We start from the raw sequence: 24756 nt of genomic DNA, 5'->3' as shown, positions 1-24756 counted from the left end.
GGCGAGCTTCGCCGCCGGAAGCGCCGGCCGACGCCCACCACTGATTAACCTCCGTCACCCCGCCTCCTCCAGGCGGATCGCCCGCTCAAAGCAGCGCGGTGGCCGCGGTTGATCAGTGGTGGCCGTCGGCCCCGAGACCGAAGGCGGCAACGATGCGCTCGGCCGTCTGTTGCGCCGTCAGGTGGGTGTTGTCGATCCGAACGTGGTCGTGCTGCTCGATCAGGTCCTCGGCCTTGGTGCGCGAGCCGCCCGTGTTGAGCGTGTAGTCGGCGTCCATCTTCAGCAGATTCGTCTGCGAGAACTCCAGATCACGCTTGCTGGCCTTGCGTTCGAGCCGGAACGGCGTGCCGTTGCGGGCGAGCCGCTCGGACTGCTCGGAGTACAGCTCCACCAGCCGCCCACGCCCGCCGTGCGACTCGGCGATCTCGATGTACGACGCGATCGTGTCGATCTCGGCGGGTTCGTTGAGATCCCACACGAACGTGAACACCAGCCCCGGCAAGCCAGAACCCGCGGCCTCCTCGATCACCCGCCGCCGGAACTCCGCCACCAACCGCGCGAACGGCGGCGAACCGAACGGAAAGATCTCCAGCATCGGCTCGATGATCGCGTGGTTGTGGAACAGCCTGAAGCCGGTCCGCTCGCACAGCGCATGCCCCACGGTCATTTTGCCGACCGCGGCCGGGCCGAAGATGATCACCAGATCCACACCGGACATCGTGCCAGGACCACCGCCGTACGCACGAAGCCTTTTAGCCCGGCAACACCTTCTCCAACCCGGGTTCGAGGAACCGCGTGATCCGGCTGATCCGCTCACCATCGACCGTGAGCACGATCCGTCCGGCGTACGACGGCGCCCGGTCCTCACCGACGAAGGAGCAGACGAACCCCGGCTGACGATTGCACCCGCTCGCCTCCAACCGCAGCCCCACACCGCGACGCCCGTCCACACTTGCCTGCAGGAACGCCCCGATCGCCGCGGCCCCCTGGTACTCGTGCGGCGCCGGCGGCATCGCCAGCCATGCATCGTCGGTCAGCAGCCGCGTCACCGCCTCGATGTCATCAGCAACGAACGCCGCCGCAAACCGTCGCGCGACCTGCCGTTCGTGCTCACGGTCAGCAGACATCGTTGTTTGTGCTTGCTTCACCGAAGCGCGCGCCCGCTGGAGGGCTCCTTTGATTGCTGTCGGCGTGGTCTCTATCAGATCGGCGACTTCGGCGATGGTGAAGCCGAGGACGTCGACCAGCACGAGCGTCGCGGCCTGGCGGGGTGGGACGCGTTGCAGGGCGGTGACGAAGGCGAGCTCGACGGTCTCGCGGCGTACGGCGTGGTCCTCGAGCCAGGTGTCGGGGTACGGCTGCAGCCAGGTGACGTCACCGCGGCGGGTCGGCTCGGGCGGGTCGAACGGCGGCAACGGCTCCGTCGGCGGCCGGCGCTTGCCGTCGCGGATCGCGTTCAGGCAGCGGTTGGTGGCGATCCGGTAGAGCCAGGTGCGCAGCGACGACCGCCCGCCGAACCCGTCCAGCCCGGTCCACGCCGCGAGCAGGATCTCCTGCAGCAGGTCGTCGGCGTCGGTGACCGAGCCGAGCATCCGGTAGCAGTGCAGGTGCAGCTCACGAGCGTACGGCGCGATGAGCTCCTGGAACGCGCGCTCGTCCCCACCCCGCGCGCGCTCCAGCACCGAACTCGTCACCGCCCCATCCTGGCAGCCGATCCGGACAATTTCCGTGCTCACCGTTCCGATCGGGGTCCGCGTGGTGTCTGCCCAGTCATCAACCGCTCAACCGGAGGGAACCACCCGATGACCCAGCCGACCGCACTCGACGTCGCTCTCGCCTACCACCGCGCCTGGACCGGGCACGACTTCGAGGCCGCGATGCAGTACGTCGCCGACGACATCGTCTGTCTGGCCCCGGCCGGATCGATCGAGGGCGCCGAGGCCTTCCGCGGCTTCATGGAACCGTTCTCGAAGATCCTGCTCGACTCGCTGGTCGTCGCGGCGTACGGCGACGAGTCGACTGCGTTGCTGATGTACGAGACCCGCACGGTGCCGGTCGCCGACGCCCCCGCCGCGGAGATGCTCACCGTCGAGGACGGCCGCATCACCCAGCTGCGCATCATCTTCGACCGGCTCCCCTTCACCGAGGCCCGCGCCGCCAATGCAAGCTGACCGGGCCAGGGCCCAGCAGGTCCTCGACGAGCTCGCCGCCGCGTACGACGACGTGCCAGACGTCGATCGCGCTCCGATGTTCGGCAGCGAAGCGCTGCGCGTGCTGGGCAAGGTCTTCGCGTTCGTGGGCCGGGAGGGCCAGCTGATCGTCAAGCTCCCAGCACCACGCGTCGCCGAACTACTGGCCGCCGCCGCGGCAAAGCCGGTACACGTCGGCCGCAACGCAACACGCGAGTGGGCCGGTATCCCGCCCACCACCGACCCCACCCAGTGGCGCGCCCTACTGGCGGAGGCGCACGCGTTCGTCAGCGCCGCGGCCCGCAGCAGCGACCGCCCACGTTAGGCGCGGCAGCACCCGCTCACGTCAGACGCGGCAGCACCCGCTCACGTCAGGCACGGCTGTACTCGCTCACGTCAGGCACGGCAGCACCCGCTCACGTCAGGCACGGCAGCACCCGCTCACGTCAGGCGCAGCAGCACCCGCTCACGTCAGGCGCAGCAGCACCCGCTCACGTCAGGCGCAGCAGCACCCGCTCACGTCAGGCACGGCAGCACCCGCTCACGTCAGGCGCGGCTGTACCCGCTCGCATTACGCACGGCCGACCCCACCCAGTGGCGCGACCTCCGGCGGAGCGCACGCGTTCATCGGCGCCGCAGCCCCCAGCGCCGGGCCCTCGCTAGGACCGGCAGCACCCGCCCGCACTCAGCGCGGCCGCCCGCACCCAGTGACGTGACCCGCTAACCGAGGCGCACGCGTTCGTCAGTGCGCCGCCGCGTTAGACCCGGCAGCACCCGTTCGCATGAGGCGCCGCCGACCGTACCCAGTGGCGCAACTTGCCGGCGGAGCGTACGCGTTCGTTGGCGTTGCAGCTCGCAGCAGCGGCCGCGCCCGCGCCAAGACCCGCCCAGCGTCGGCAGGCGGCAGCACCCGCTTGCGTCAGGCGCGGCGGGCGAGGACGACGGCCTTCGCGTGCGGGACGATCTCGGCCTGGTCGCCCAGCGCCCACTCGGCGACGCGGGAGACGACCGCAGCCGGAATCGCCTCGCCGAGTCCGGGGGTGGCCGGTACGCCGGTCGTGCCGTGCGCGTCGTGCGGCAGCACCACCCGATACCCGCGGTCCAGCGCCGTACGGGCGGTTGCGCTCACGCACATCTCCGACATCAGCCCGCAGACCACCAGCGACTTCACCTTCGCCGCGGTCAGCAACTCACCGAACGACGTCTCGCGGAATGCGTCGTCGTACTCCTTGCGGATTACCGTCTCCCCAGCAACCGGCGCGAAGTGCAGTTCCCACCCGGCAGTCCCCGGCGCGTCCACCTGACCGGCGTCACCGTCGTTCTGCACGTGAACGACCAGCGCCCCACTCTCCCGCGCCGCCAGCAGCAACCCGGACACAGTCTCCACCAACCGATCCGCGTCCGGTACGGCGTGCGCGCCGCCCACGTGCCCGGCTTGGACGTCGATGATCACCAGGGCGTCAACAGGTTCCGGCATGCGGCGATCATCAGCGAGTGCGGTCGACCGGTCAAGCAGGTTTCCGGCGTCTGCTGACGAACTCACCGCCCGCCCGTGAAGGTGATGCCGTTGGTGATCTGCTTCTGGGCCAGGAAGAAGATCGCCAGGCACGGCAGTGTGATCAGCACGGAGGTTGCCATCAGCAACGGAGTGTCGGTGCCGTTGACGGACTGGAATCCGGCCAGGGCCAGCGGCAGCGTCTTCCACTGGTCGGAGTTGATGTAGATGGCCGGGCCGAGGAAGTTGTTCCAGTAGCCCATGAACAGCAGGATCGAGATCGCGACCACCGCGGGACGGGCCAGCGGCAGGTAGACGAGCAGGAACATCTTGAACCAGCCGCACCCGTCCACGACCGCGGCGTCGGCGAGCTCGGCGGGCATCCGGGAGAAGAACTGCCGGAACAGGAAGATGTAGAACGGCGACCCGAAGAACGCCGGCAGGATCAGCGGGTACAGGGTGTCGATCATGCCCAGGTTGTTGAACAGCATGAACTGAGGAACCATCGTCACCTCCCCCGGCAGCAGCATCGTCGCCAGCACGACGGCGAACACCACCCCGGAGAACCGCACCCGCAGCCGCGCGAACGCGAAGCCGGCCAGCGCGCAGGAGAACACCGTGCCGACGATCGGGATCAGCGTGGTGAGCATCGAGTTCAGCGCGTACCGCCAGAACGGGAACGACGTGATCGCGCGGGTGTAGTTGCTCCAGAGGAACTCGCTCGGCCAGATGCTCGCGCCGGCGCTGCCGACCCCGGCCAGCGAGCGCAGCGACGTCGCGATCATCCACAGGAACGGGTACACGAAGGCGAGCGACCCGAGCCCCAGTACGGCGTACTGCACGACGGTGAGCGGCAGGTTGCGCCGCCAGTAGGGCCGGTCCGCGCGGCGGATGCTCGCGGCCGCGTCGGTGGCGCGGCCGGTGTCGACCAGTACGGCCATGGCTCAGCCCTTCCTCACGCGCAGACGGCGGCGCCGCCCGCCCATCTCGGTCTCGTAGTAGATCGCGAAGGCGCTCCCGCGCAGCGTCACGGCGGTCAGCGCCATGATGATGACGAACAGGATCCAGGCCAGCGCCGACGCGTAGCCCATCCGGAAGTTCTGGAACGCGTTGTCGTACAGGTAGTAGACGAAGAACAGCAGCGAGTCCTTCGGGCCGCCGTTGACGACGAAGCCCTGGGTGAACACCTGCAGCGCGCCGATGATCCCGGTCAGCACGTTGAACAAGATGATCGGGCTCAGCTGCGGCAGCGTCACGTGCCAGAACAGCCGCAGCCGTCCGGCGCCGTCGAGCGCCGCGGCCTCGTACAGGGTGGTCGGCACGTCCTTCAGGCCGGCCAGGTAGATCACCATCGCACCGCCGACCGTCCAGAGGCTCATCAGGATCACCGTCGGCAGCGCCCAGGACGCGTCGTTGAACCAGCCCGGCCCGGAGATCCCGACCTTGCCGAGCATGTCGTTGACCAGTCCGTACTGCGGGTTGAACACCCACAGGAACAGCACGATCTGGGCCACGCCGGACACCAGGCTCGGCAGGTACCAGATGGTGCGGAACAGGCGGATGCCCGGCAGGTCGACGTTCATCAGCAGGGACACCATGAACGCGAGCACGGTCTGCAGCGGGACGCTGATCACGGCGTACAGCAGCGTGACCTTGATCGCCTGACCGACCCGCGGGTCCTGGAAGGCCTCGGTGTAGTTGGCCACGCCGACGAACTTGGGCGGCGTGATCAGGTCCCACGAGGTCAGGCTGACGTAGACCGAGGACAGCATCGGACCGACGGTGAAGATCAGGAAGCCGATCAGCCAGGGCGAGATGAACAGCCAGAACGCGATCGTCTTGTCGGCCCGCGGCCACTTCCGCCGCGCCCCGTACGCCGCGAGCCCGATCACGGCGTACAGGACGATCAGCAGGACCAGGAACGGGACCAGCGGCACCAGGACCGCGGGGACTCCCCAGGACTCCGCGAGCTGGCGGATCCATCCGATGGTCGGGTTCACGGTCTACCTCACTGCTTCAGGGCCGCGGTGCACTTGTCGTTGAGACCGGGCAGGATCTTGGCGACGTCGTCCTTGCCGCTGCCCAGCGGCGTGTAGCTGGTGATGCCCTTGTCGGCGTCGCCGGAGATCTGTCCCTCGCGCGGCACCGACGGACTGATCAGGCCGGTCTTCAGCGCGGTCGTGAACGCGGCCAGGTTGCGCTCGGCCGGCAGCACCTTCTCCAGCGTGGGCGTCGAAGCCGCGATGATAGGTACGCCGAGGGCGGTGTTGCCCTGGATCAGCAGGTCCTGAGCCACCTGCTGCGTGCTGGCGAACTCGACGAACTTCTTCGCCGTCTCGGCCTTCTTGCCGGTCGCGTTCTTCGCGATCGCGAGGCCGCCGACCTCCATCGGGAACCCCTTGCCCGGCACCGGGACCAGGGTCCAGTTCGGCTTGCTGATCTTGGCGAAGTCGGCGACGGTCCACGGCCCGAAGTCGCTGAAGGTGCCGAGCCTTCCGGCCGCGAACCACTGCGCCTGATCCTGCCCCTCGATGTCGATCGAGCTCGGCGCGAGGCGTTCCTTCTGCAGGTCCACGATGTACTGCGCGGTCGCCACGCCCTGCTGATCGCCGAACGTGCAGGCGGTCGCGTCGGCGTTGTAGAAGCCGCCGCCGGCCGCCGTGAGCCAGCCCTTGAACCACATGTTGCTGGTCCCGAACACGCGCTTCTTGCCCTCGCCGTGCGACAGCTTCGCGACGATCGTCTTGAACTCCTCCAGGGTCAGCGGCGTGGTCGGGCTCGGCGCCGGCAGGCCCGCGGCCTTGAACGCGTCCAGGTTGACCGCCATCACCTTCGGCTTCGCGGTGAACGGCGTCGCGTAGTACTTGCCGTCGAACTTGAGCGCCTCGGAGATGTTCGGCTGGACGAACTTGGCCGGGTCCACCTGCTGCTCGGCGAAGCTCGGCGCGAACCCGGCCAGGCTGGTGTTGCTGATCTCGATCACGGTCGATTGCGTGCCGGCCGCGATCGAGGTCTGCAGCTTCTGCTCGTAGTCGGCCTGGATCCAGTTCGTGGTGACCTTGGTGCCCGGGTTGGCCTGCTCGAACGCGGCCGCGATGGCCTTCAGCGAGGCGGCCTCGGAGTTGGTGCCCCAGAACGAGAAGGTGATGTCGCCGTTCTCGTCGCCACCACCGCTGTTGGCGGCCGGTTGACTGCCGGTCGCACAGCCGGCGGCCAGCAGCAGGGCGGTGAGTCCGGCTCCGAGCGGGAGCAGGCGGTTGCGAAGTTTCATGAGGGGTCCTTCGTCTTGGTGGTCACCCGGACGGTGCCGCCGGGCTGGATGGTGCAGGTGCCGGCTGATCCGACGGTCACCGTGAGCGGCCCCGGTCCGCTGTGCACGGTGACCTCTGTCGTGTGCCGTCCTTCTTGGGCGATGCGTAGGTCCCACTCGCCGACCGGGACGTGGTCGGCGGTCAGCCGGCCGATGTCGGCCGGCAGGTGGGAGTCGATGGACAGAGCGGCCGCCGCGGCGTCCGGCCGCAGCCCGAGCAGCCCCGCCACCAAGTGGTGCACCACGGTGAACGAGACCTCGGGATAGTCGTCGCGGCTGTCGATCAGGTGGCGCAGCCAGCGCCAGGCGGACTCGTCGCGGCCGTGCCGGAAGAACACCTCGGGCAGGTAGCTGAACGCCTCGATGTTCTTCGGCGGCGACAGCTCGAGCTGCTGCTCGACGAAGTCCAGGAACAGCTCGTTGCGCGGGCCGTCGCCGGTGAGCCCGGTCATCGGCCCGATCCAGCTCGCCTCCAGGCCCCAGCCGAAGTCGAGACCGTGGTCGACGGTCCGCCCGCGCGCGAAGCGGCCTTGCTGCTCGTCCCACCAACTCGCCAGGAACTCCCGCTGGATCGTGTCCGCACGATCTTTGTACGCGTCGCCGTACCGGCGGGCGAGCGCGTTCAGAGCGGCGTACTGCAAGGCGATTCCGTCCGCGGCGACGATCAGCGGGTGCTCCGCGTCCTGCTCGTTGTACGTCGCGGAGCCGACGAAGATGTCACCGGTCCCGGGTGCCTCCGGGACGCCGTCGCCGTCGTGGTCGTGCTCGGCGACGAACTCGCCGACCGAGCGCAGGTAGTACGTCGCGAGGTCGGGATCGTCGAGCCAGCGCCGGTCGCCGGTCCAGTCGTACTGCTCCAGCGCGCGCCAGGTCAGGTCGAAGACGGCGGGGATCTCCCGCACGAACTCGTCGTCACCCCGGTAGTCCAGCGCGGCGATCTCGCCGTCGAAGTGGAACGCCCAGACCGGGTACCACTTGCGGGCTGCGGTGGCGGAGGCGGCGAAATGGCGCAGCATCGCGAAGTTCTCCGCGTCCAGGCCGAGCAGGTGCGCGCCGCCGGCCTGGTGGCAGACGTCGCGCGAGTAGAACATCTCGCGCGACGGATAACCCGCCCAGTACGACGGCAGGTTGGCCGGCGCGGCGTCCGTCATCACCCACGCGAGGGCCCGCTCACGTGCCCAGGCGAAGGCGTTCTCGACGTACGCGCTGTCCGACGTGACGGTCAGCTCCGGCATCGCGGCCACCCTTCGACGAATCTGTGTTTAGCGGTAAAATTAGCACGGATCGCGCATTCGTCAATACTTTGGGACGGCTCGATTTTACCGCTATAGTCGAATCCGAGAGTGCAGCCCTCACGACAGGAGTCGCCCATGCCCGTCCCGCCCCAGGCCTCGTTCGAGGTGCGCTCCCCCGACGGCTCGACCGCCCGGATCGCGACGGTTTCGGCTGCCACGGTCCGGGAGTTGGACGCGCCCATGGCCGGGGTTCAACTGGTGGAGATCGTCGCCGCGGACCTGCGGGTGGAGCCGGTGCGGATCCGGTGGACCTGGCCGGTCGAGGGCGCGGCGACGCTGTGGCAGGCGACCCAGGGATCGCACCGGAATCTCCCGACCGACTGGGGTTCGCAGCGTGACGTCCGCTCGGTCCGATCGGCGCCGGTCGCCGCGTTGGTGCGGACCGACGATGTGAGTCCGCTGGTCGTGTCCTTGTCGTCGAGCGTGCGCGGGTGCGACTTCGCGGTCGGGGTGAACGAGGAGACCGCCGAGCATCTCGTCGAACTCGTCGTGGACGACGTCGAGCTGGTCGACGGACAGCATCGGTTCACTCTCCGGATCGACCTGCGCGCGCTGCACTTCGCGGCCGGGCTGCGCGGTGTGACCGACGCGTGGACGGCCGAGCTGGGCGAGCGGATCGCGCCGGTGCCGGAGATCGCGCGCACCGCGATGTACTCGACCTGGTACTCCGACCACCAGCACGTCAGCGAGGAGTCCGTCGAGCGGCACGCGTCGACCGGCGCGCAGTACGGGTGCAGCGCGGTGATCGTCGACGACGGCTGGCAGACCGACAACACCCAGCGCGGTTACGCGTACTGCGGTGACTGGGAGCCGACCAGCAGCAGCTTCCCCGACATGGCCGAGCACGTACGACGGGTGCACGCGCTCGGCGTCGACTACGTGTTGTGGATCGCTCCCCCTCTGATGGGCCGGCACTCGAAGGCGTGGGACCGGTTCAGCGACCGGGCGCTCGGGTTCCTCGACGAGGAGCAGACCACGGTCGCGCTCGACCCGCGATATCCGGAGGTCCGCGAGCACCTGGTCGAGTGCTGCGTCCGGCCGGTCCGCGACTGGGGTGTGGACGGCCTGAAGATCGACTTCATCGACAGCTGGGCCTGGAAGAACCCGCCGCCCGCGCCGGAGGGCGACTGCGCGACGGTCGACGAAGGCGTCGAGCTGTTCTTCGCCGCAGTCCGGGACGAGCTGCAGCGGTTGCGACCCGACTTGCTGATCGAGTTCCGGCAGGACTACGTGAATCCGCGGCTGTGGCAGTACGGGACTTTCCTGCGCGCGGGCGACTGCGCGTTGGACGCGGTGGAGAACCGGGTGCGGACGGTCGACGCGCGGCTGCTCGCCGGCGATCGGGCCGTGCACTCGGACATGCTGATGTGGCATCCGGAGTCGTCACCCGAGGCCGTGGCCGAGCAGTTCGTCGGGGTGCTGTTCAGTTCGGCGCAGGTGTCGGTGGAGCTCGGTTCGCTGCCGGAGGCGCACGACCGCGTGGTGCGGTACTGGCTCGACTTTTTGCGGGACCATGCGGCGACGCTGCTGCGTGGAGAGCTGGTACCGGTGCGGCCCGACGCTCGGTACACGCAGGTCGCGGCGATCTCGGCCGAGGAGACGATCGTCGCGGTCTACTCGAATCCCGTCGTGCGGCTGAGCGCACCGGCCGACGTACTGATTGTGGTGAACGGCGGGAACGAACCGATTGTGCTGCTCGACGGCGCCGGTGATGGTCCGGTTGAGGTCGTAGTGTCGGACTGCTCGGGCATCGAGGTACGTCGGAGCTCGCAGACGCCCCCGGACGGGTTGTGGGCGATCGACGTTCCGGTGTGTGGTGTGGCCAGGATCGAGCGGATCGCCGTGACGTGACGAGCGGCGATCGACCAACGCTGGTTGGATGAGCGGTGGCCCGGTGCGTGTGCTGGGCGCGGTACGACGAAGGGGGCTTGATGGCGACCGACCGGAAGAAGTCGACCGTAGGCCGGCGGACGACCGTGGCCGACGTGGCGCGCAAGGCCGGGGTGTCGGCGATGACCGTCTCCAACGTGCTGAACGCGCCGCACCGGGTCAGCGATCAGACGGTGGCGTCGGTGCAGGCCGCGATCGACGAGCTCGGGTACACGCCGAACCACGCCGCCCGCGCGTTGTCCTCCGGCCGAAGCCAGGTGATCGGCCTTCCGCTGTACCTGGACGACGACGTGGCCAATGAGCAGAATCCCGGGCTCGGTGGTTTTCTGCACGGGCTGCTGGGCGGGTTGGTGATGGCCGCGTCGGGCGCCGGCTACGGCGTGCACGTGACGACGCCGACCACGGGCAAGACCGAGATCGCCTTGTACGAGCAGCTGATCGCCGCGCGACAGGTCGACGCGATCGTCGTCCTGGAGACGATGCCGAACGATCCGCGGATCGAATTTCTCAGCACGAAGGGGTTCCCGTTCGTCGCGTTCGGACGGACCGCTCCCGGCCAACGGCAGTGCTGGGTCGACGTGGACAACGTCGAGTCGATGGCGACGATCGGGCGGTACCTCCACCAGAAGGGGCGGTCGCGTCCGGCATACCTGGGGACGAAGAGCGCGCTGCCGTGGGTGCACCAGCGGGAGGAGGGGTTCCTGCGGGAGTTCGCGTCACCGCACTCGCGCGCGTCGTTCGACGACCTCGACGAGGTCGCTTCCTACGTGACCGCGGCGATGGAGGGCAGCAAGCGGCCGGATGTGTTCGTCGCCGACAACGACGCGTGGGCCGTGGTCGCCATCCGCGCGCTGCAACGCTTGGGTGTGAAGGTCGGCGAGGACGTCGCGGTCACGGGCTTCAACGACTTCCCGTTCGCGAGCATGCTCGACACGCCGCTCACCACAGCGCGGATCCCACTGCGCGCCGTAGCACTCAGCCTGTTCCACCGAGCCCTCCAGGAAATCGCCGGCGACCCAGACACCCCGGGCGAACTGGTCGCTGCGCCGCTGGTCATCCGGGCAAGCGCCTGACTCAGAGGATGCGGGCGCCAGGCGGCCGGGTGTGTGAGTGTGTGAGTGTGCGGGTGACGAACGCGGCTCGGTAGCACGCGGCACGGTCTGGTGCACGCTGACCGGCGGGAGCGCAGAGGGACCTTGGTGCTGCACGCCGCAGGGCTGGCGTACGGAGCGCGAACGCGCGGGGCCGGACGTGCGGGTGCATGCGCGTGTGCGGGTGAGACACGCCGCTCACGAGTGCCCGGCCCGGCCTGGTGGACGCTGGCCGGCGGGAGCGCAGAACCGCCTTGGTGCTCCATGCCGCGGGGCCGACCCGCGGATGCGCGGTGCGCGGGGCCGACGCGCGGATGCGCGGTGCGCGGGGCCGACGCGCGGGTGCGCGGTGCGCGGGGCCGACGCGCGGGTGCGCCAGCGCTGTGCGCGGGTGAGCAACGCCGCTCGCGAGTTCGTCGCCTGGTGGACGCTGACCACCGAAAGCGCAGAGCGGCCCTAGTGCTGCGCGCCGCACGGCCGACGCGCGGAAGCGCGGTTGTGCGGGTGAGGCACGCCGCTCACGAGTGTCCGGACCAGCCTGGTCGACGCTGACCGGCGGGAGCGCACAGGGGCCCTCGGTGCTGCATGCCGCGGGGCCGATGTGCGGGAGCGCGGATGCGCGGGGCCGACGTGCGGATGCGTGCGCGTGCGCGGGTGTGCAGGTTAGGCACGCCGCCCGCGAGTGCGCGGCCCAACCTGGTGCACGCGAACCAACGCGAGGGCAGAGCGACCCTGGTGCTGCACGCCGCGGGGCCGACGTGCGGCAGCGCGGATGTGCGGATGTGCGGATGAGGAACGCCGCTTGCGAGTGCCCGGCCCAGCCTGGTGGACGCTGATCGACGGGAGCGCAGAGCGACCTTGGTGCTGCACGCCGCAGGGCGGATGTGTGGATGCGCGGGCGACGAACGCCTCTCGGTAGCACCCGCCTGTGTCTGGACGCTGACCGGCGCGAAGTGGTGATGCAGGGCGGGTGTGCGGGTGAGAACTCCGCACACGAGCACGGCCAGGCCAGGTGGGCGCTGGCCGGCGGATGCGCCAAGCGACCTTGGTGCTGCATGCGGCGGGCCCGAGGTGCGAGAGCGCGGGTATGCGGTACGCGGGGTGTGCGGGCGTGCGGGTGACCGGTGTGCGGGTGCGCGGTGTGCGGGTGCCCGGTGTGCGCGTGTGTGGGTGAAGAACATTGCTCAGGAGCTTCCAGCGTTGTCTGGTGGATGCTGACGGGCGGGGGCGATGAGCGGGCGGGGGCGATGCACGCCGTCGGGGTGGGTGGAATCGAGGCGGGTCGTGCGCGGGGGTTGCGGCGCGTGGGGATCAGCGCGTCTCACGTGGGAGAAAATCCCTCGGTGGGGTTCGGGGTGGCTGTTAGGTTCGGTGGGGTTGTTGCCGTGGGAGGGGAACTTGATGGTCGTCAGTACCGAAGCGCTGGTTGGGATTGCGTTGATCGAGCTGGGGCTGGTGGTGATGCCTGGGCCGAACATGATTTATCTCGTGTCGCGGTCGGTGGTGCAGGGGCGTCGGGCGGGGCTGATCTCGTTGGCGGGGGTTGGTACGGGGTTTCTGATCTACCTGCTTGCGGCGGCGGCTGGGTTGGCGACGGTGTTTGCGTTGGTGCCGGAGATTTACGTGGGGTTGAAGCTTGCGGGTGCGGTCTACCTGCTGTGGCTGGCTTGGAAGGCGCTTCGGCCTGGGGGTAGTTCGGCGTTCACTCCCAACGCGTTGGAGCCGGATCGGCCTCGCAAGTTGTTCGGGATGGGGCTGCTCACCTGCTTGCTGAATCCGAAGATTGCGATCCTTTACATCTCCTTGCTGCCGCAGTTCGTGGATCCGTCGCGCGGGCACGTTGGTGCGCAGAGCTTGATCCTCGGGCTTACCCAGACGGCGGTCGGGGTGCTGGTGAACGCGATCTTCGTGATCACGGCTGGGTCGGTCGCGATCTTCTTCAGCCGTAAGCCGGTATGGGCGAGGATCCATCGGTACGTGACCGGCACTGCCTTGGCTGTGTTCGCGGTGAAGCTCGCTACCGATCGGGCGCAGCCGGTCGCGGCTCCGTAGCCATCGCGGGAATGGCGTGGACCAACGGCACAGGTGAGGGCCCCGTACGACGTGTGGTGGTGATCGGCGTCGCCGGCGGTGGGAAGTCGACGGTGGCTCGCGCGCTCAGCGCGCGGCTCGGCGTACCGCATGTGGAGCTGGATGCGTTGTTCTGGCAGGCCGGGTGGACGAAGGCCGGGGAGGACGAGTTCGCTGAGCGGGTGCGGGCGGCGACCGACGACGGTGGGTGGGTTGTTGACGGCAACTACTCGGCCAACGTTCGGCGGATCACTTGGGGCGCGGCCGATCTCGTGGTGTGGGTGGATCTGCCGCGGGCCGTGGTGATGTGGCAGCTGGTTCTGCGGACCGTACGGCGGACGGTGACCGGGGTTGAGCTGTGGAACGGGAATCGGGAGCGGCCGCTTCGTGATCAGCTGAGTCGCGATCCGTCCCGGTCGATTCTGTTGTGGGCCTGGCGGACGTACGGGCCGACCAAGCGCGAGTACGAGGCGGTGGATCAGGCCGCGTTTCCCCGAGCTCGGTTCATCCGGTTGCGGTCGCGACGGCAGGTTCGGCGGTTTCTGCGGCGATCACCTTTCTGGCCAGCGTGAGCGTGACCAGTACGCCGAGGACACCGGCGAAGGTGATCGTCACATTCGGCCGGACGAAGGTGCCGACGACGCCGGCCAGGGCGATCGTCACGCCTTGGACTGTCATCAGGCCGCTGGTCTGAACGGTGAAGAGGCGACCTCGGTACGACGGGTCGGCGGTGGCCAGGATCATCGGGTCGACGGCCTGGTTGAACGCGTGGCCGATACCTGCGACGGCGAGCAGCGCGGCCGCACCGACGACCGATGGGGTGAACGCAAACGCGATGGCGGGGACTTGGGTGGCCAGGAGCAGGGGAATTAGCAGTTTGCGACGGGTGGTCGGCGCCAGTCGGGTGGCGACGAGTTCGCCCAGGACGGTACCGGCGGCGTAGCCGGTGAAGAGGGCGCCGGCGGCAGAGGCGGCGGCGCCGGTCTGGGCGGCGTACGCGACGGCCAGACCGTCGGGGACGGCGGAGAACGCCGGGGCTGCCCAGGTGAGCAGGAGCAGGTTGCGGACCTTCGGCGTGGTGAAGAGGTAGCGGAGGCCTTCGCGGGACGCCTGCAGGGTGTTGCCGCCGGTTCCTGGGGCCGGAGTCGACGGCGTACCGAAGCGGATCAGGGCGGCGGAGAGGGCGAAGGTGAGGACGTCCAGCGCCAGGAGCCAGGTCGGACCGACGGCAGCGACGGCAACAGCGCCCACGGCGAAGCCGGTGAGGACTGTCGTCTGGCTGATCGTGCGGAGGAGGGATCGGCCGGTCGGGAAGAGGTCTGCAGGCAGCAGTTGGGTGAGACTGGCTGAGCGGGCGCCGGCGAAGATCGGAGCGATCAGCCCGGTAAGCAGCAGGAGACCGAGTAACGCTGCGACCGGCAAGCCAGGGATGAGCATGGCGGCGACGCACAGCGCGCTGAGGAGGTCGCAGGTAACCAGAAGCGGACGGGCCGGGTAGCGGTCCGCGATCGAGGAGAGGACCGTGCCGCCCAGCGCGTAGGGCAGGAACGAGCAGACCAGGACGAGCGCGGAGAGCAGCGGTGAGCCGGTGCGGTCGAAGACCAGGATGGAGAGCGCGACCTGGGCCGCGACGGTGCCGACCATGGAGACGGCGTGGGCGGTGAAGACGGCGCGGAGGCCGGGAATGCGCAGCACCGACAGGTAGCCGGTGGCAACGACAGGCGGAGTGGTCACGCGACGAGAGTGAAGCCGCCACGGCGTTGAGGACTATAGTTTCGGGGATGACCGAAAGTCCGAGCCGATGACCGTACTGCGGTTCAGCCGGGCCGACGTACTCCGGTGCCGGTTCGGGATGTCGCCGCTGTGGGAGACGGTGTCGGCGGTCCGGGTGCTCAACGGGAGCAAGCACCGGCCGCTCTACTCCCCCTGGGTCGCGGCAAAGGCCGAGGCGGCCAAGCAGCTCGACCTCACCATGCTGCGGGCGGTGCAACCGCGAACCGGGTTCACGCCGGACTTCATCACTCCCCCGCCCAAGGCCTCGCGGGCCAAGTTCAGTACGGAGATCACGCGGGTCAGAGCAGCACCGCTCGACGTCGTACGGGCCGAGCTCACCAGATCGCGGGACGAGCTGAACAACCCGGCGGCGCCCGAGATCGACCGGATGCTGTCCGACCCGGCCGGTACGCGCGAACGGATCGCCGATCAGATCGAGAGCGCCTGGGCCACGCTGATCGAGCCCGACTGGCCGGCGATCAGCCGGGTGCTCGACGACGACATCGCCCATCGCGGTGCGCAGTTGACCAGGGGCGGGCTGGCCGAGCTGTTCGACGACCTCCATCCGACCCTGTCGTGGGACGGCGACCGTCTGGTCGCCTCCAAGTATCGCGAGCCCGACACCCAGCTCACCGGCGAAGGCCTGCTCCTGGTCCCCGGCGCCTTCGCGTGGCCGTACCTGGTCGCGATAGTTGCCCCCGGCTACCAACCGACACTGGTCTACCCGGCCCGCGGTGCGGCCCGCCTCTGGGACGACGCACCCACTGCACCGGATCCCCTGGCCACTCTGCTCGGCCGGACGCGCGCGACCCTGCTGACGGCGCTCGACCCGCCCGCAACGACCAGCGCACTCGCCGCGCAGTACGGACTGGCTCTAGGCACCGTGGCTGAACACCTCAAGGCCCTGTACGGCGCTGGGCTGGTCACCCGCCGCCGAACGGGTCACCAGGTGCACTACCGGCGTACGGACATCGGGCAGGCCGTGGTCGACGCATCCGTCGGCTAGAGGCAACAACCAGTCAGAATGCAGGAGTGATCAAGGTCCCGAAGGCAGTAGCGCTCAGCAAGAAGCACATGCGCAGGTGGCCCGCTTCGCTCGCGGTGCTCGTCGTACTGGGGTTGCAGCTCGCTGTGCCGGCGCAGGTGCTGTCGCTGCCGCGCTGGCTGCTGCCCGCGCTCGGAGTGGCACTGCTGGTGCCGCTGGTGTGGATGAACCCGTTCCACCTCAGCCGCGACGAGCCCTGGCTCCGGTGGGTCGAGTTGGTGTTGCTGGGCGCGCTGGTGGTGTTCAACGGGGTCTACCTTGCCGGGCTGATCGACTACCTGGCGTCAGGCAGTGCCACCGACGGCATGGTGCTGGTGAAGGCCGCGCTGCTGATCTGGGTGACCAACGTCGTGGCCTTCGCGGTCTGGTACTGGGAGGTGGACCGCGGTGGGCCGTTCGCCCGGGCGCCTGAGCACGAGCGCGAGGTGGAGCGGGCGGACCTGCTGTTCCCGCAGATGACGGCCGAGATCCCGGGGTGGGAGAAGTGGCTGCCGGGGTTCACCGACTACCTGTTCGTCGCGTTCACGGCGGCGACCGCGTTCAGCCCGACCGACACGATGCCGCTGTCCGCGCGGGTGAAGACGCTGATGACGGTGCAGTCGGCGATCTCGCTGCTGACGATCGCCGTGGTCGCGGCGCGGGCGGTGAACGTGCTCTGACGTTCGAGCGGTGAGAAAGACCCTCGACGCGACTGTAATGAGTGTGCCAGCATGACGCCCATGACACAGGATGCTGCCCGGACCAAGTCGATCGGGCTCGGTTTCGCGCTCTTCTCGGCGATCACCTTCGGCGGGTCGGGGCCGTTCGCCAAGGCGCTGATCGGCGCCGGGATGTCTCCGCAGCAGGCCGCCTGGCTGCGGATCCTGGGCGCCGCCGCCCTGCTCGTCCCGCTGGTGCTGATCTTCCGCGGCGCGGCCGGGCTCCGGGCCGCGCGCGCGTCCTGGCCGCAGCTCGTGCTGTACGGGCTGACCGGGATCGCCGGCTGTCAGACGCTGTTCTTCATCGCCGCGAGCCGGTTGCCGGTCGGCGTGGCGATCCTGCTCGAGTTCTCCGGGCCGGTGCTGGTCGTCGCCTGGCTCAAGTTCGGCCGGAAGGTCGCCGTCCCGAAGTCGGCCGCGCTCGGTGTCGGGATCGCGCTGGTCGGCCTCGCGACGGTGGTCGAGGTCTGGTCGGGCGTCCAGCTCGACCTCGTCGGCCTGCTCGCCGGGCTCGGCGCGGCCGCGTGCCAGGCGACGTACTTCATCCTGATCGACAAGCTGACCGGCGTCGCCGATCCGCTGGTGATGACCGCTGCGGGCAGCGTGGTCGGCGCGATCCTGCTCACCGCGATCGCGGCGCCGTGGGGCATCCCGTGGAACGCGCTCACCGACACGATCGCGATCGGCGAGCGGTCGGCGCCGGGCTGGGTGTTCGCGGCCTGGCTGATCGTGGTCAGCACGGTCGTCGCGTACTTGGCCGGCGCGGCCGCGGTCCAGCGGCTCTCGGCGGCGATCGGCGGCGCCGTCGCGTACGTCGAGGTGGTGGCGGCGACGCTGTTCGCGTGGCTCCTGCTCAACGAGACGCTGACGACCAACCAGATCATCGGCGGCGCGATCGTGCTGCTCGGCGCGTTCGTGGCGCAGTCGTCGGTCGGCAAGGTCGCGCCGGCCGAGGTGCCGATCGCCGAGGACGTTCCGGAGTCGGTGCGAGGATAGGCCGCATGGAGCTGACAGTTGAGGGCGGACGGATCCGGGGCGTCACGACCGGCGAGCTGACGGCGTACCTGGGCATCCCGTACGCCGGAACGCCGATCGGGTACGACGCACCGCGGCCGGTCGCCCCCTGGGACGGCGTTCGCGACGCGACGACGCTCGGGCCGACCGCGCCGCAGCCGCCGTACGACCCGCCGTTCGACGTCCTGCTGACGAACCCGACGCAGGACGGCGACGAGTTCCTCAACCTCAACGTGTGGACTCCGGGCGGTGCAGGACTGCCGGTGATGGTCTGGATCCACGGCGGCGCCTTCCGCAACGGGTCCAACGCGGCACCGGCGTACGACGGAAGCGCGTTCGCGCGGGACGGTGTCGTGCTGGTCGGCGTCAACTACCGGCTCGGCGTGCAGGGCTTCGGCGTGGTGCCCGACGCGCCCAGCAACCGCGGGCTGCTCGACCAGCTCGCCGCGTTGCGCTGGGTGCGGGACAACATCGCCGCGTTCGGCGGCGACCCCAAGCAGGTGACGATCTTCGGCCAGTCGGCCGGTGGGATGAGTGTGGCGACACTGCTCGCGATGCCGGCGGCAAAGGGGCTGTTCCACCGGGCGATCGTGCAGAGCGGCTCAGCCGAGGCGACTGCTCTGGACAGCGACCTGGCGCTGGTCACGGCCGAGGTGGCCAAGCGGCTCGGCGTACCGGCGACTGCTGCTGGGCTGGAGTCGGTGGCAACGGCTGAGCTGATCGCCGTACAGCAGCAGGTGTCCGCTGAGCTGCGGGCCGCACCTGACCCGGCCCGCTGGGGTGTGACGACGGTGCAGGCGGGTGGCGGCATCATGCCGTTCTTCCCGGTGATCGACGGCGAGTTGGTCGACCAGCAGCCGCTGGCAGCGATCAGGGCCGGTGCTGCGGCTGGCGTGGAGCTGATGGCCGGTACGACGCGGCACGAGTTCAACCTGTTCAGTGTGCCGAGTGGAGTTGCTGCCAGCATCACCGCGGAGGCTCTGCCGGTACTGCTCGGGCGGGCTGGGCTGGACCCGGCTCTGGCGCTCCAGCACACCGGTACGCCGGGTGAGATCTTCACGGCGATCAGCAGCGACCACGCTTTCACCCAGCCGACCATCCGGCTCGCTGAGGCGCAGCAGGCGGCAGGCGGTACGGCGTACGTCTACGAGTTCAGCTGGGAGTCGCCACTGGAGGGACTGCGCTCCTGCCACGCGCTGGAGCTGCCGTTCGTGTTCGACACCTTGGCGACGGCCACGTCTCCCCTGTTCGGTTCGGAGCCGCCGCAGGAGGTGGCGGACCGGATGCACAGGGCCTGGGTGGACTTCGCGAAGACCGGGAGCCCGGGCTGGTCGCCGTACGACACGACCACCCGGGCCATCCAGGTCTTCTAGAGGAGGCTGACCACCAGCTCACGAGGGAGCCCGTGGGTCTCGTGCAGGTAGTCGAAGTCTCTCTCGTCGAGCGTCTTGCGGAAGCGGTCGTGGCTGAGAATCTTGCGACCACGGTCGAGCAGGTTGGTGAAGCGGATCTCCTCGTCGATCATGATCCGGCGCACCAGCGTGACCAGCTCGCCCTGGTGGAAGTGGTCCAGCGTCTCCTGGAACAGCTCGATCGGCAGGTCCGACAGCGAGCGGGACTCGTCGTCGCGCCACAGGAGCGTCAGCACCCGGCGGATCAGCCGACGCAGCACGTAACCGCGACCGGTGTTCGACGGGTGCACGCCGTCGCCGACGATCACGATGCTGGATCGCAGGTGGTCGATGACGATCCGCTCCGACTCGAGGTCGAGCTTCCACAGCTTCGGCACCGTCCGCAGCCACGGCTCGAACAGGCTCGTCTCGTACACCGACTTCTTCCCCTCCAGCAGCATGGTCAGCCGCTCCAGGCCGAGGCCTGTGTCGATGTTGCGCTGCTCGAGCGGCTCCAGCGACCCGTCGTCGAGCCGGCGGTAGCGCATCATCACGTGGTTCCACACCTCGACCCAGCGGTCGTCGGTGGTGGGCGTGCCCTCGGGTGAGCCGTCGCCGGTCCAGACGAAGATCTCCGAGTCCGGGCCGCACGGACCGGTCGGGCCGTTCGACCACCAGTTGTCGTCGGTGGTCAGCTCGATCGGCAGCCCGAGCGACTGCCAGGTCCGCAGGGACTCCTGGTCGAGCTCGACCTGGTTGTCACCGCCGAACACGGTGACGTAGAGCTGCCCGGGGTCGATCCCGATCCGCTCGGTGAGCAGCTCGTACCCCCAGCGCAGGGTCTGCTCGCTGCCGTAGTCGCCCATCGACCACGAGCCGAGCATCTCGAACACGGTCAGGTGGGTCGGGTCGCCCACCTCGTCGAGGTCGGTCGTGCGCAGACATCGCTGCACGCCGACCAGGCGTCGGCCCAGTGGATGTGGCTCACCTTCCAGGTACGGCGTGAGCGGGTGCATGCCCGAGGTCGTGAAGAGCACCGGATCACCGGGGAGCGGGATGAGCGAGGAGCCCGTGGTCGGGGTGTGGCCGTGCTCGGTGAAGAAGTCGACGAAGGTCTTGGTGATGGTCATTTCGGGTCCTTTGGGGTTGGACCGGAAACGATGTGCTGGCCTCGGAAACGCGAAAACCGGCGGACCGTTTCCGGTCGCCGGTTCTGGGAGGAGATGTCAGGCAGCGGCAGCCGGAGAGCGGGAAGCTCGTACGGCTGCGGCGAGGCGCGACATCTGATGCATGCACCCAGAGTACACACAATCGCCCGGACGTCGAACAGGGATCCAGGTCACACGTGGCTCAGACGTCGAGCAGGGTCCGCAGCTTGGCGCCCGACCCGGCCCAGGTCCACTCGGCCTCCACCCACTCCCGGCCGGCCCGGCCGAATGCTTGCGCACGGCCCGGATCGGTGAGCAGCTCGACCAGCCGGACAGCGGTCGCGACCGGGTTGTACGGGTCGACCAGGTACCCGGTCTCGCCGTGACGCACGGTGTCCGCCGTACCGCCCGAGTCGCCGACGACGACCGGTTTGCCGGTCGCCGCGGCCTCCAGGGTGACGATCCCCAGGGCCTCCGGCTCGAGGCCGAAGCGACGGGTCCGGGTCGGCATCGCGAACACGTCGGCGGCGTCGACGTACGGCGGAATGTCCTGCCAGGGAACGGCTCCGGTGAACCGGACGGAATCGCCGAGCGGCCTGGCGAGCGCTTCCAGACGGTCGCGATCGGGGCCGCCGCCGACGAGCAGGAGAACGGCATCCGGTACGGCGTCGAGGACTCTCGGCCAGGCGCGGATCAGGGTGTCTTGGCCTTTGCGCGGGATCAGGCGGGAGACACAGGCGACCACCGGGCCTTGCAGGTCGAGGCGCTTGCGGACCTCGTCTCTCCCGCAACCCGGGAAGAAGCGTTCGGTGTCGACGCCCGGCGTCAGGCGCTCGATCGTTGCCCTCGGCGACAACGCGCGAGCGATCCGCTGCTCGCACCACGCGGACACCGTGGTGACGACATCGGCGGCGTCGCCGATCCGGCGGAGCGCCTGCCGGGTCGCCGGGAGGCTCGCCCACCAGGTCTCGTGACCGTGGCTGAGGGCAACGATCTTCGAAGCTCCGGCCTGGCGCAGCGCCGGGCCCATCAGGCCGAGCGGAGCGGCGGCGCCGAACAAGATGCGGTCGGCGTCGTACTCGTGCATGAGCTGGACCGCCCGACGGGTGACGCGGGGCGTCGGCAGGAGCATCGAGGTGCGATCGCGGATCACCGGGAAGGGCAGAGTGCGGTCGTACGCCGTGTCTGCCGGCGTGTGGGAGGTGTAGACGACGGGGTCCGGCAGGTGGTCGCAGAGCGCGCGGACGAAGGTCTCGATGCCACCTTGCCGCGGCGGGAAGTCGTTGGTGACGACCAGGATCGTCATTTGACCAGCGGCGGGACGGGGTCGCCGTGCTCGGTCCCCCAGGCCCGGCCCATCGCGATGCGTTCGGGCGGAGTCGGGTGGCTGGCGAACATCCAGTAGCGCCAGCGGCTCGGCTCGAGGCCCGAGATGTTGGTCACCGAGAGCGCGTGCTGCATCTCGACGAAGTCCTTCGGGTCGTTCGTCAGCCGCAGCGAGTGGTAGTCGGCGCGGGCCTCGATCCTGCGGCTGACCAGGTTCTGCACGGGGGCGGCCAGCGTCGTACCGGACACGATCAGCGCCAGCAGCAACGCCGTACGCCGTGGGTCCGCCATCCGGGCCCCGAGCAACAACCGCAGCAGCACCACGGCGAACGCCGCCCCGAGCGTCCCGACCAACGTCCCGTGGAGGACGTCGTCCTCGGCCGCGTGCCCGAGCTCGTGGGCGACCACCAGCCGGACCTGCGCGGGCGGCACGTCCTTCAGCAGCGTGTCGTACACGACCAGCCGCCGCGTCGAGCCGAACCCCGAGACGTAGGCGTTCAAAGCCGTCGTCCGCTTCGACGCGTCGGCGACGAGCACATCCTTCACCGGTACGCCGTCCTCGCGCGCGAGCTGCAGGAACGCGTCCCGCTGCGCACCCGGCGTCATCGAGGTGAAGTCGTTGAACCGCGGCTCGACCAGCACGGGATAGGCGAACGAGACGCCGAGCACCAGCACCGCCCCGGCGATCGCGGCCGGCGCCCACCACCAGGTCCGCCACTTCTTCGCGAGCGCGATCAGGCCGACCGCGATCGCGATCAGCGCGATCGACATCAGGAGCCAGTTCACCGCGCGGTCGCGCAGCCACAGGCCCCAGCTCTCGGTCGACAGGCCGTAGTCGCGGGTGACCTGCTCGGCCAGCGCGTCGGTCGGCAGCGTGATCACCGACGTCACCAGGCCGAGGCCGGCGACCAGCGCCGGGACGGCCAGCCACCAACGACGGATGCGCAGTACGTCGTACAGGCGGCGGCCGAGCGGGCTGAAGCCGATGACCAACGGGACGAGCACGGACAGCACCCAGGAAACCGTTGACCATGGCAACAAAGCGTGCCGGAACCGTTGCTGGCGGTCGATCTCGGCGCTGGTGAAGTCGAGCGCGGGATCGGGCCTGGGCAGGTCGATCAGGTGCCAGGGCGTGGTGGTGACGATCACCACGACCAGTGCGGCGGCGACCAGCAGACCGGCGATCCAGGGAGCGCGACGGCTGGTCGCGTCAGACACCGGCGAGCCGCTTGATGTAGTTCTGCCAGTCGGCGACGAACTGCTGCTCGGTGGTGCCCAGCACGGTGCGGAACGCGTCGGCCAGCCCGGTCGGGCTCTTCGACGTGTGCACGGTCCGGTAGAACTTGACCAACTTGCTCTGTCCTTCCCGCTCGGCGATCAGGCGGCATGCCAGCCAGCCCGACTCGTAGGCCTGCGGGAGCTCCGTCGACGACGCGGCGAAGGCCTCCGGCGCCGGCAGCGCCTTCGGAACCTTGCCCGCCCGGATCGCCTTGAACAGCTCCTTCGCCGCCGATTCGTCCTGCACGGACACGGCGGTGAAGGCGACGTAGTCGGCGAACCCTTCGGCCAACCACAACGGTACCGGCGAGGCGGTAGCGGTCGAGGCGACGTGGGTGGTCTCGTGGGTCAGCACGATCCGCCGGCCCTGCTTGCCGAGCTCGTCGAACAGCTTCGGGTTCGCCACGATCCGGACCGGAGCGCCGACCTGCGGGGTGTCCAGCTCGGCCATCGTGACGGCCGCGATCTGCGTGTAGGTGCCCTGCTGGGCGCCGAGCACGTTCTCCATCTGGGACTGCTTGGACGGCAGGTAGACGACCGCCTTCTGCCGCCAGTTGCGCCCCCAGACCTTGCTGACCGAGTCGACCGCGCGGTCGGTGACCTCGGCGTAGTCGTCGGCGTTGGCCTGGGAGTCCAGGCTGATCACCAGGCTGTGCTCGCTCTTGGCGACGTCGATGCTGCCGAGCGCCCAGATCGGCCGCCGCTGACCGGCGACGAAGCGCTCCGAGAAGGACGAGGCGTACGTCGTACCGTCGCGGGTGACGAAGGTGACCGGCAGGGTCTCGCGGGCCGGCTTCGCGTCGAAACCGGTGAGCTGCCAGGAGACCTCGACCTGGGCGAGCCAGGACTCGGTGCCGCCGAGCTGGCGGGTGCGGTCCGGCTCGAGCGCGGCCGGGTCGTCGCTGACGTAGCGCAGCTGGAACGTGGCGAGCGGGAGCTTGCCGAGGTTGGTGTAGATCGTGCGGGCCTGCTCGTCGAAGGACGTGGCCTGCGGGTCGATCGCCGCGAGGAACTCGGAACGGTTCTCGGCGCGGATCGCGTCGACCATCTTCTGCAGGACAGCCTCGCCGGCGACGGCCCGGCGTACGCCTTCGGCAGCCTCGTCGGGGGTGGTGGAGGTCTGGCCGGGATTGGGCGTGCCGCTCGGCCCGGCCTTGCCTGCGGGATCATCGGCGAGCTGCCGGATGCCCGCGAACGCGGCGACACCGACCACCCCGACCGCGGCGCCGAGGGCGATCCGCTTCACCAGCGGTTTGGGCAGGGGCCAGACGACGCCCTTCCAGGATCCGTCGCCCGGGGGTTTGTCGGCACCCCCCATCACTGCGGTTGAAGCGCTCGTACGACGCTGAGCTGTGGCGGGCGCCGGCTGTTCGGTGCGGGCAGTTTGCGGGCGGGGTGAAGCTTTTGGCTCGTTCTTCACCTCGGCGACCGGTGCGTCGTCCCACCAACCGCCGCCTCCAGCCGCGGGCTTCGCCGGCTTGTCAGGGCGCCGGGCCGCGTGCTGGGCGGGGATGACGACCGTCGTCTGGTCCGACGGCGGCTTCTCGGAGGGCTTGCCCCGGGGCGGGACGGCAGGCAGCGGCGTCGTTTCGCGCTGGTCGTCGTCCACCTCGGCCCCTTGCTGCTCACCTGCCCCAGTCCGGGGAGTCACTTTAGGCGTCCTCCCCGACAGGAGAACACACCGGTGGCGAAACGACGCGGCCCCGGGGGTCGTGCCCCGGAGCCGCGATCACGAATCTGGAC

At 69.5% G+C, this 24756-nt stretch carries 22 protein-coding genes; 10 read left to right on the top strand and 12 right to left on the bottom strand.

Features of this window, described 5'->3' with window-relative positions; genetic code table 11:
• Positions 1-112 precede the first annotated feature (112 nt).
• Together ABD235_RS03630 and ABD235_RS03625 are read right to left on the bottom strand one after the other, a co-directional pair.
• Entirely contained in the window at positions 113-709 is a 597-nt protein-coding gene (locus ABD235_RS03630; protein ID WP_344169291.1) for a DEAD/DEAH box helicase family protein, read from the bottom strand.
• 43 nt (positions 710-752) lie between these two features.
• A complete protein-coding gene (locus ABD235_RS03625; protein ID WP_344169288.1) occupies positions 753-1694 on the bottom strand; it encodes an RNA polymerase subunit sigma-70 in 942 nt (313 codons plus the stop codon).
• A gap of 108 nt (positions 1695-1802) precedes the next feature.
• On the opposite strand from ABD235_RS03625, the gene ABD235_RS03620 reads away from it, so the two are divergent.
• Positions 1803-2171, top strand: coding sequence for a nuclear transport factor 2 family protein (locus ABD235_RS03620; RefSeq protein ID WP_344169285.1), 369 nt, complete (start codon positions 1803-1805; stop codon positions 2169-2171).
• Positions 2161-2514 (top strand): MmcQ/YjbR family DNA-binding protein, encoded by a 354-nt coding sequence (locus ABD235_RS03615; RefSeq protein WP_344169282.1) that lies wholly within the window; start codon positions 2161-2163, stop codon positions 2512-2514. The genes ABD235_RS03620 and ABD235_RS03615 overlap by 11 nt, the downstream gene beginning before the upstream one ends.
• A gap of 594 nt (positions 2515-3108) precedes the next feature.
• Here ABD235_RS03615 and ABD235_RS03610 read toward each other — a convergent pair.
• From ABD235_RS03610 to ABD235_RS03590, 5 genes are all read right to left on the bottom strand, one after another.
• Positions 3109-3666 carry a cysteine hydrolase family protein gene (locus tag ABD235_RS03610; protein WP_344169280.1) on the bottom strand — a complete coding sequence of 186 codons (558 nt, stop codon included), beginning with the start codon at positions 3664-3666 and terminating at the stop codon, positions 3109-3111.
• 62 nt (positions 3667-3728) lie between these two features.
• The gene (locus ABD235_RS03605; protein ID WP_344169277.1) at positions 3729-4625 is read right to left on the bottom strand and encodes a carbohydrate ABC transporter permease; all 897 of its coding nucleotides are present in this window, start codon (positions 4623-4625) and stop codon (positions 3729-3731) included.
• 3 nt (positions 4626-4628) lie between these two features.
• Positions 4629-5684: a carbohydrate ABC transporter permease gene (locus ABD235_RS03600; RefSeq protein ID WP_344169274.1), complete on the bottom strand. Its 1056-nt coding sequence runs from the start codon at positions 5682-5684 to the stop codon at positions 4629-4631.
• Positions 5685-5692: 8 nt separating this feature from the next.
• Positions 5693-6955: an extracellular solute-binding protein gene (locus ABD235_RS03595; RefSeq protein ID WP_344169271.1), complete on the bottom strand. Its 1263-nt coding sequence runs from the start codon at positions 6953-6955 to the stop codon at positions 5693-5695.
• Positions 6952-8229 (bottom strand): glucosidase family protein, encoded by a 1278-nt coding sequence (locus ABD235_RS03590; RefSeq protein ID WP_344169268.1) that lies wholly within the window; start codon positions 8227-8229, stop codon positions 6952-6954. The genes ABD235_RS03595 and ABD235_RS03590 overlap by 4 nt, the downstream gene beginning before the upstream one ends.
• Before the next feature lie 135 nt (positions 8230-8364).
• On the opposite strand from ABD235_RS03590, the gene ABD235_RS03585 reads away from it, so the two are divergent.
• From ABD235_RS03585 to ABD235_RS03570, 4 genes are all read left to right on the top strand, one after another.
• Positions 8365-10140, top strand: a complete 1776-nt coding sequence (locus ABD235_RS03585) for a glycoside hydrolase family 36 protein (RefSeq protein ID WP_344169265.1) — start codon at positions 8365-8367, stop codon at positions 10138-10140.
• 80 nt (positions 10141-10220) lie between these two features.
• The gene (locus tag ABD235_RS03580; RefSeq protein ID WP_344169263.1) at positions 10221-11252 is read left to right on the top strand and encodes a LacI family DNA-binding transcriptional regulator; all 1032 of its coding nucleotides are present in this window, start codon (positions 10221-10223) and stop codon (positions 11250-11252) included.
• Positions 11253-12671: 1419 nt separating this feature from the next.
• Positions 12672-13322, top strand: a complete 651-nt coding sequence (locus ABD235_RS03575; protein WP_344169260.1) for a LysE family translocator — start codon at positions 12672-12674, stop codon at positions 13320-13322.
• 11 nt (positions 13323-13333) lie between these two features.
• Positions 13334-13912 (top strand): P-loop NTPase family protein, encoded by a 579-nt coding sequence (locus ABD235_RS03570; protein ID WP_344169257.1) that lies wholly within the window; start codon positions 13334-13336, stop codon positions 13910-13912.
• Here ABD235_RS03570 and ABD235_RS03565 read toward each other — a convergent pair.
• The gene (locus tag ABD235_RS03565; protein ID WP_344169254.1) at positions 13845-15074 is read right to left on the bottom strand and encodes an MFS transporter; all 1230 of its coding nucleotides are present in this window, start codon (positions 15072-15074) and stop codon (positions 13845-13847) included. The two genes, ABD235_RS03570 and ABD235_RS03565, sit on opposite strands and share 68 nt — an antisense overlap.
• Positions 15075-15141: 67 nt before the next feature.
• Between ABD235_RS03565 and ABD235_RS03560 the strand changes: the two genes are divergently transcribed.
• The 4 genes from ABD235_RS03560 to ABD235_RS03545 are packed head-to-tail and all read left to right on the top strand — an operon-like array spanning position 15142 to position 19243.
• Positions 15142-16119, top strand: coding sequence for a DUF5937 family protein (locus ABD235_RS03560; protein WP_344169251.1), 978 nt, complete (start codon positions 15142-15144; stop codon positions 16117-16119).
• Positions 16120-16145: 26 nt separating this feature from the next.
• Positions 16146-16817, top strand: a complete 672-nt coding sequence (locus ABD235_RS03555) for a hypothetical protein (protein ID WP_344169248.1) — start codon at positions 16146-16148, stop codon at positions 16815-16817.
• 60 nt (positions 16818-16877) lie between these two features.
• Positions 16878-17852 carry an EamA family transporter gene (locus tag ABD235_RS03550; RefSeq protein ID WP_344169245.1) on the top strand — a complete coding sequence of 325 codons (975 nt, stop codon included), beginning with the start codon at positions 16878-16880 and terminating at the stop codon, positions 17850-17852.
• Positions 17853-17857: 5 nt separating this feature from the next.
• Positions 17858-19243, top strand: coding sequence for a carboxylesterase/lipase family protein (locus ABD235_RS03545; RefSeq protein ID WP_344169242.1), 1386 nt, complete (start codon positions 17858-17860; stop codon positions 19241-19243).
• On the opposite strand, the gene ABD235_RS03540 is transcribed toward ABD235_RS03545, so the two are convergent.
• The 4 genes from ABD235_RS03540 to ABD235_RS03525 all read right to left on the bottom strand — a co-directional run bounded on the left by ABD235_RS03540 (position 19240) and on the right by ABD235_RS03525 (position 24622).
• Complete coding sequence (locus tag ABD235_RS03540) at positions 19240-20391, bottom strand: alanine--tRNA ligase-related protein (protein WP_344169239.1); 1152 nt, start codon at positions 20389-20391, stop codon at positions 19240-19242. The genes ABD235_RS03545 and ABD235_RS03540 overlap by 4 nt on opposite strands.
• Before the next feature lie 220 nt (positions 20392-20611).
• Complete coding sequence (locus ABD235_RS03535) at positions 20612-21715, bottom strand: glycosyltransferase family 4 protein (protein WP_344169236.1); 1104 nt, start codon at positions 21713-21715, stop codon at positions 20612-20614.
• Entirely contained in the window at positions 21712-22953 is a 1242-nt protein-coding gene (locus ABD235_RS03530; RefSeq protein ID WP_344169233.1) for a M48 family metallopeptidase, read from the bottom strand. Before ABD235_RS03530 ends, ABD235_RS03535 begins: the two co-directional genes overlap by 4 nt.
• Positions 22946-24622 (bottom strand): hypothetical protein, encoded by a 1677-nt coding sequence (locus ABD235_RS03525; protein ID WP_344169230.1) that lies wholly within the window; start codon positions 24620-24622, stop codon positions 22946-22948. The genes ABD235_RS03530 and ABD235_RS03525 overlap by 8 nt, the downstream gene beginning before the upstream one ends.
• Positions 24623-24756 lie beyond the last annotated feature (134 nt).

Source organism: Kribbella lupini, assembly GCF_039529595.1.
GTDB lineage: Bacteria > Actinomycetota > Actinomycetes > Propionibacteriales > Kribbellaceae > Kribbella > Kribbella lupini.
The sequence above is the reverse complement of the archived record's forward strand: the minus strand, read 5'-3'. Positions and strand labels throughout refer to the sequence as shown.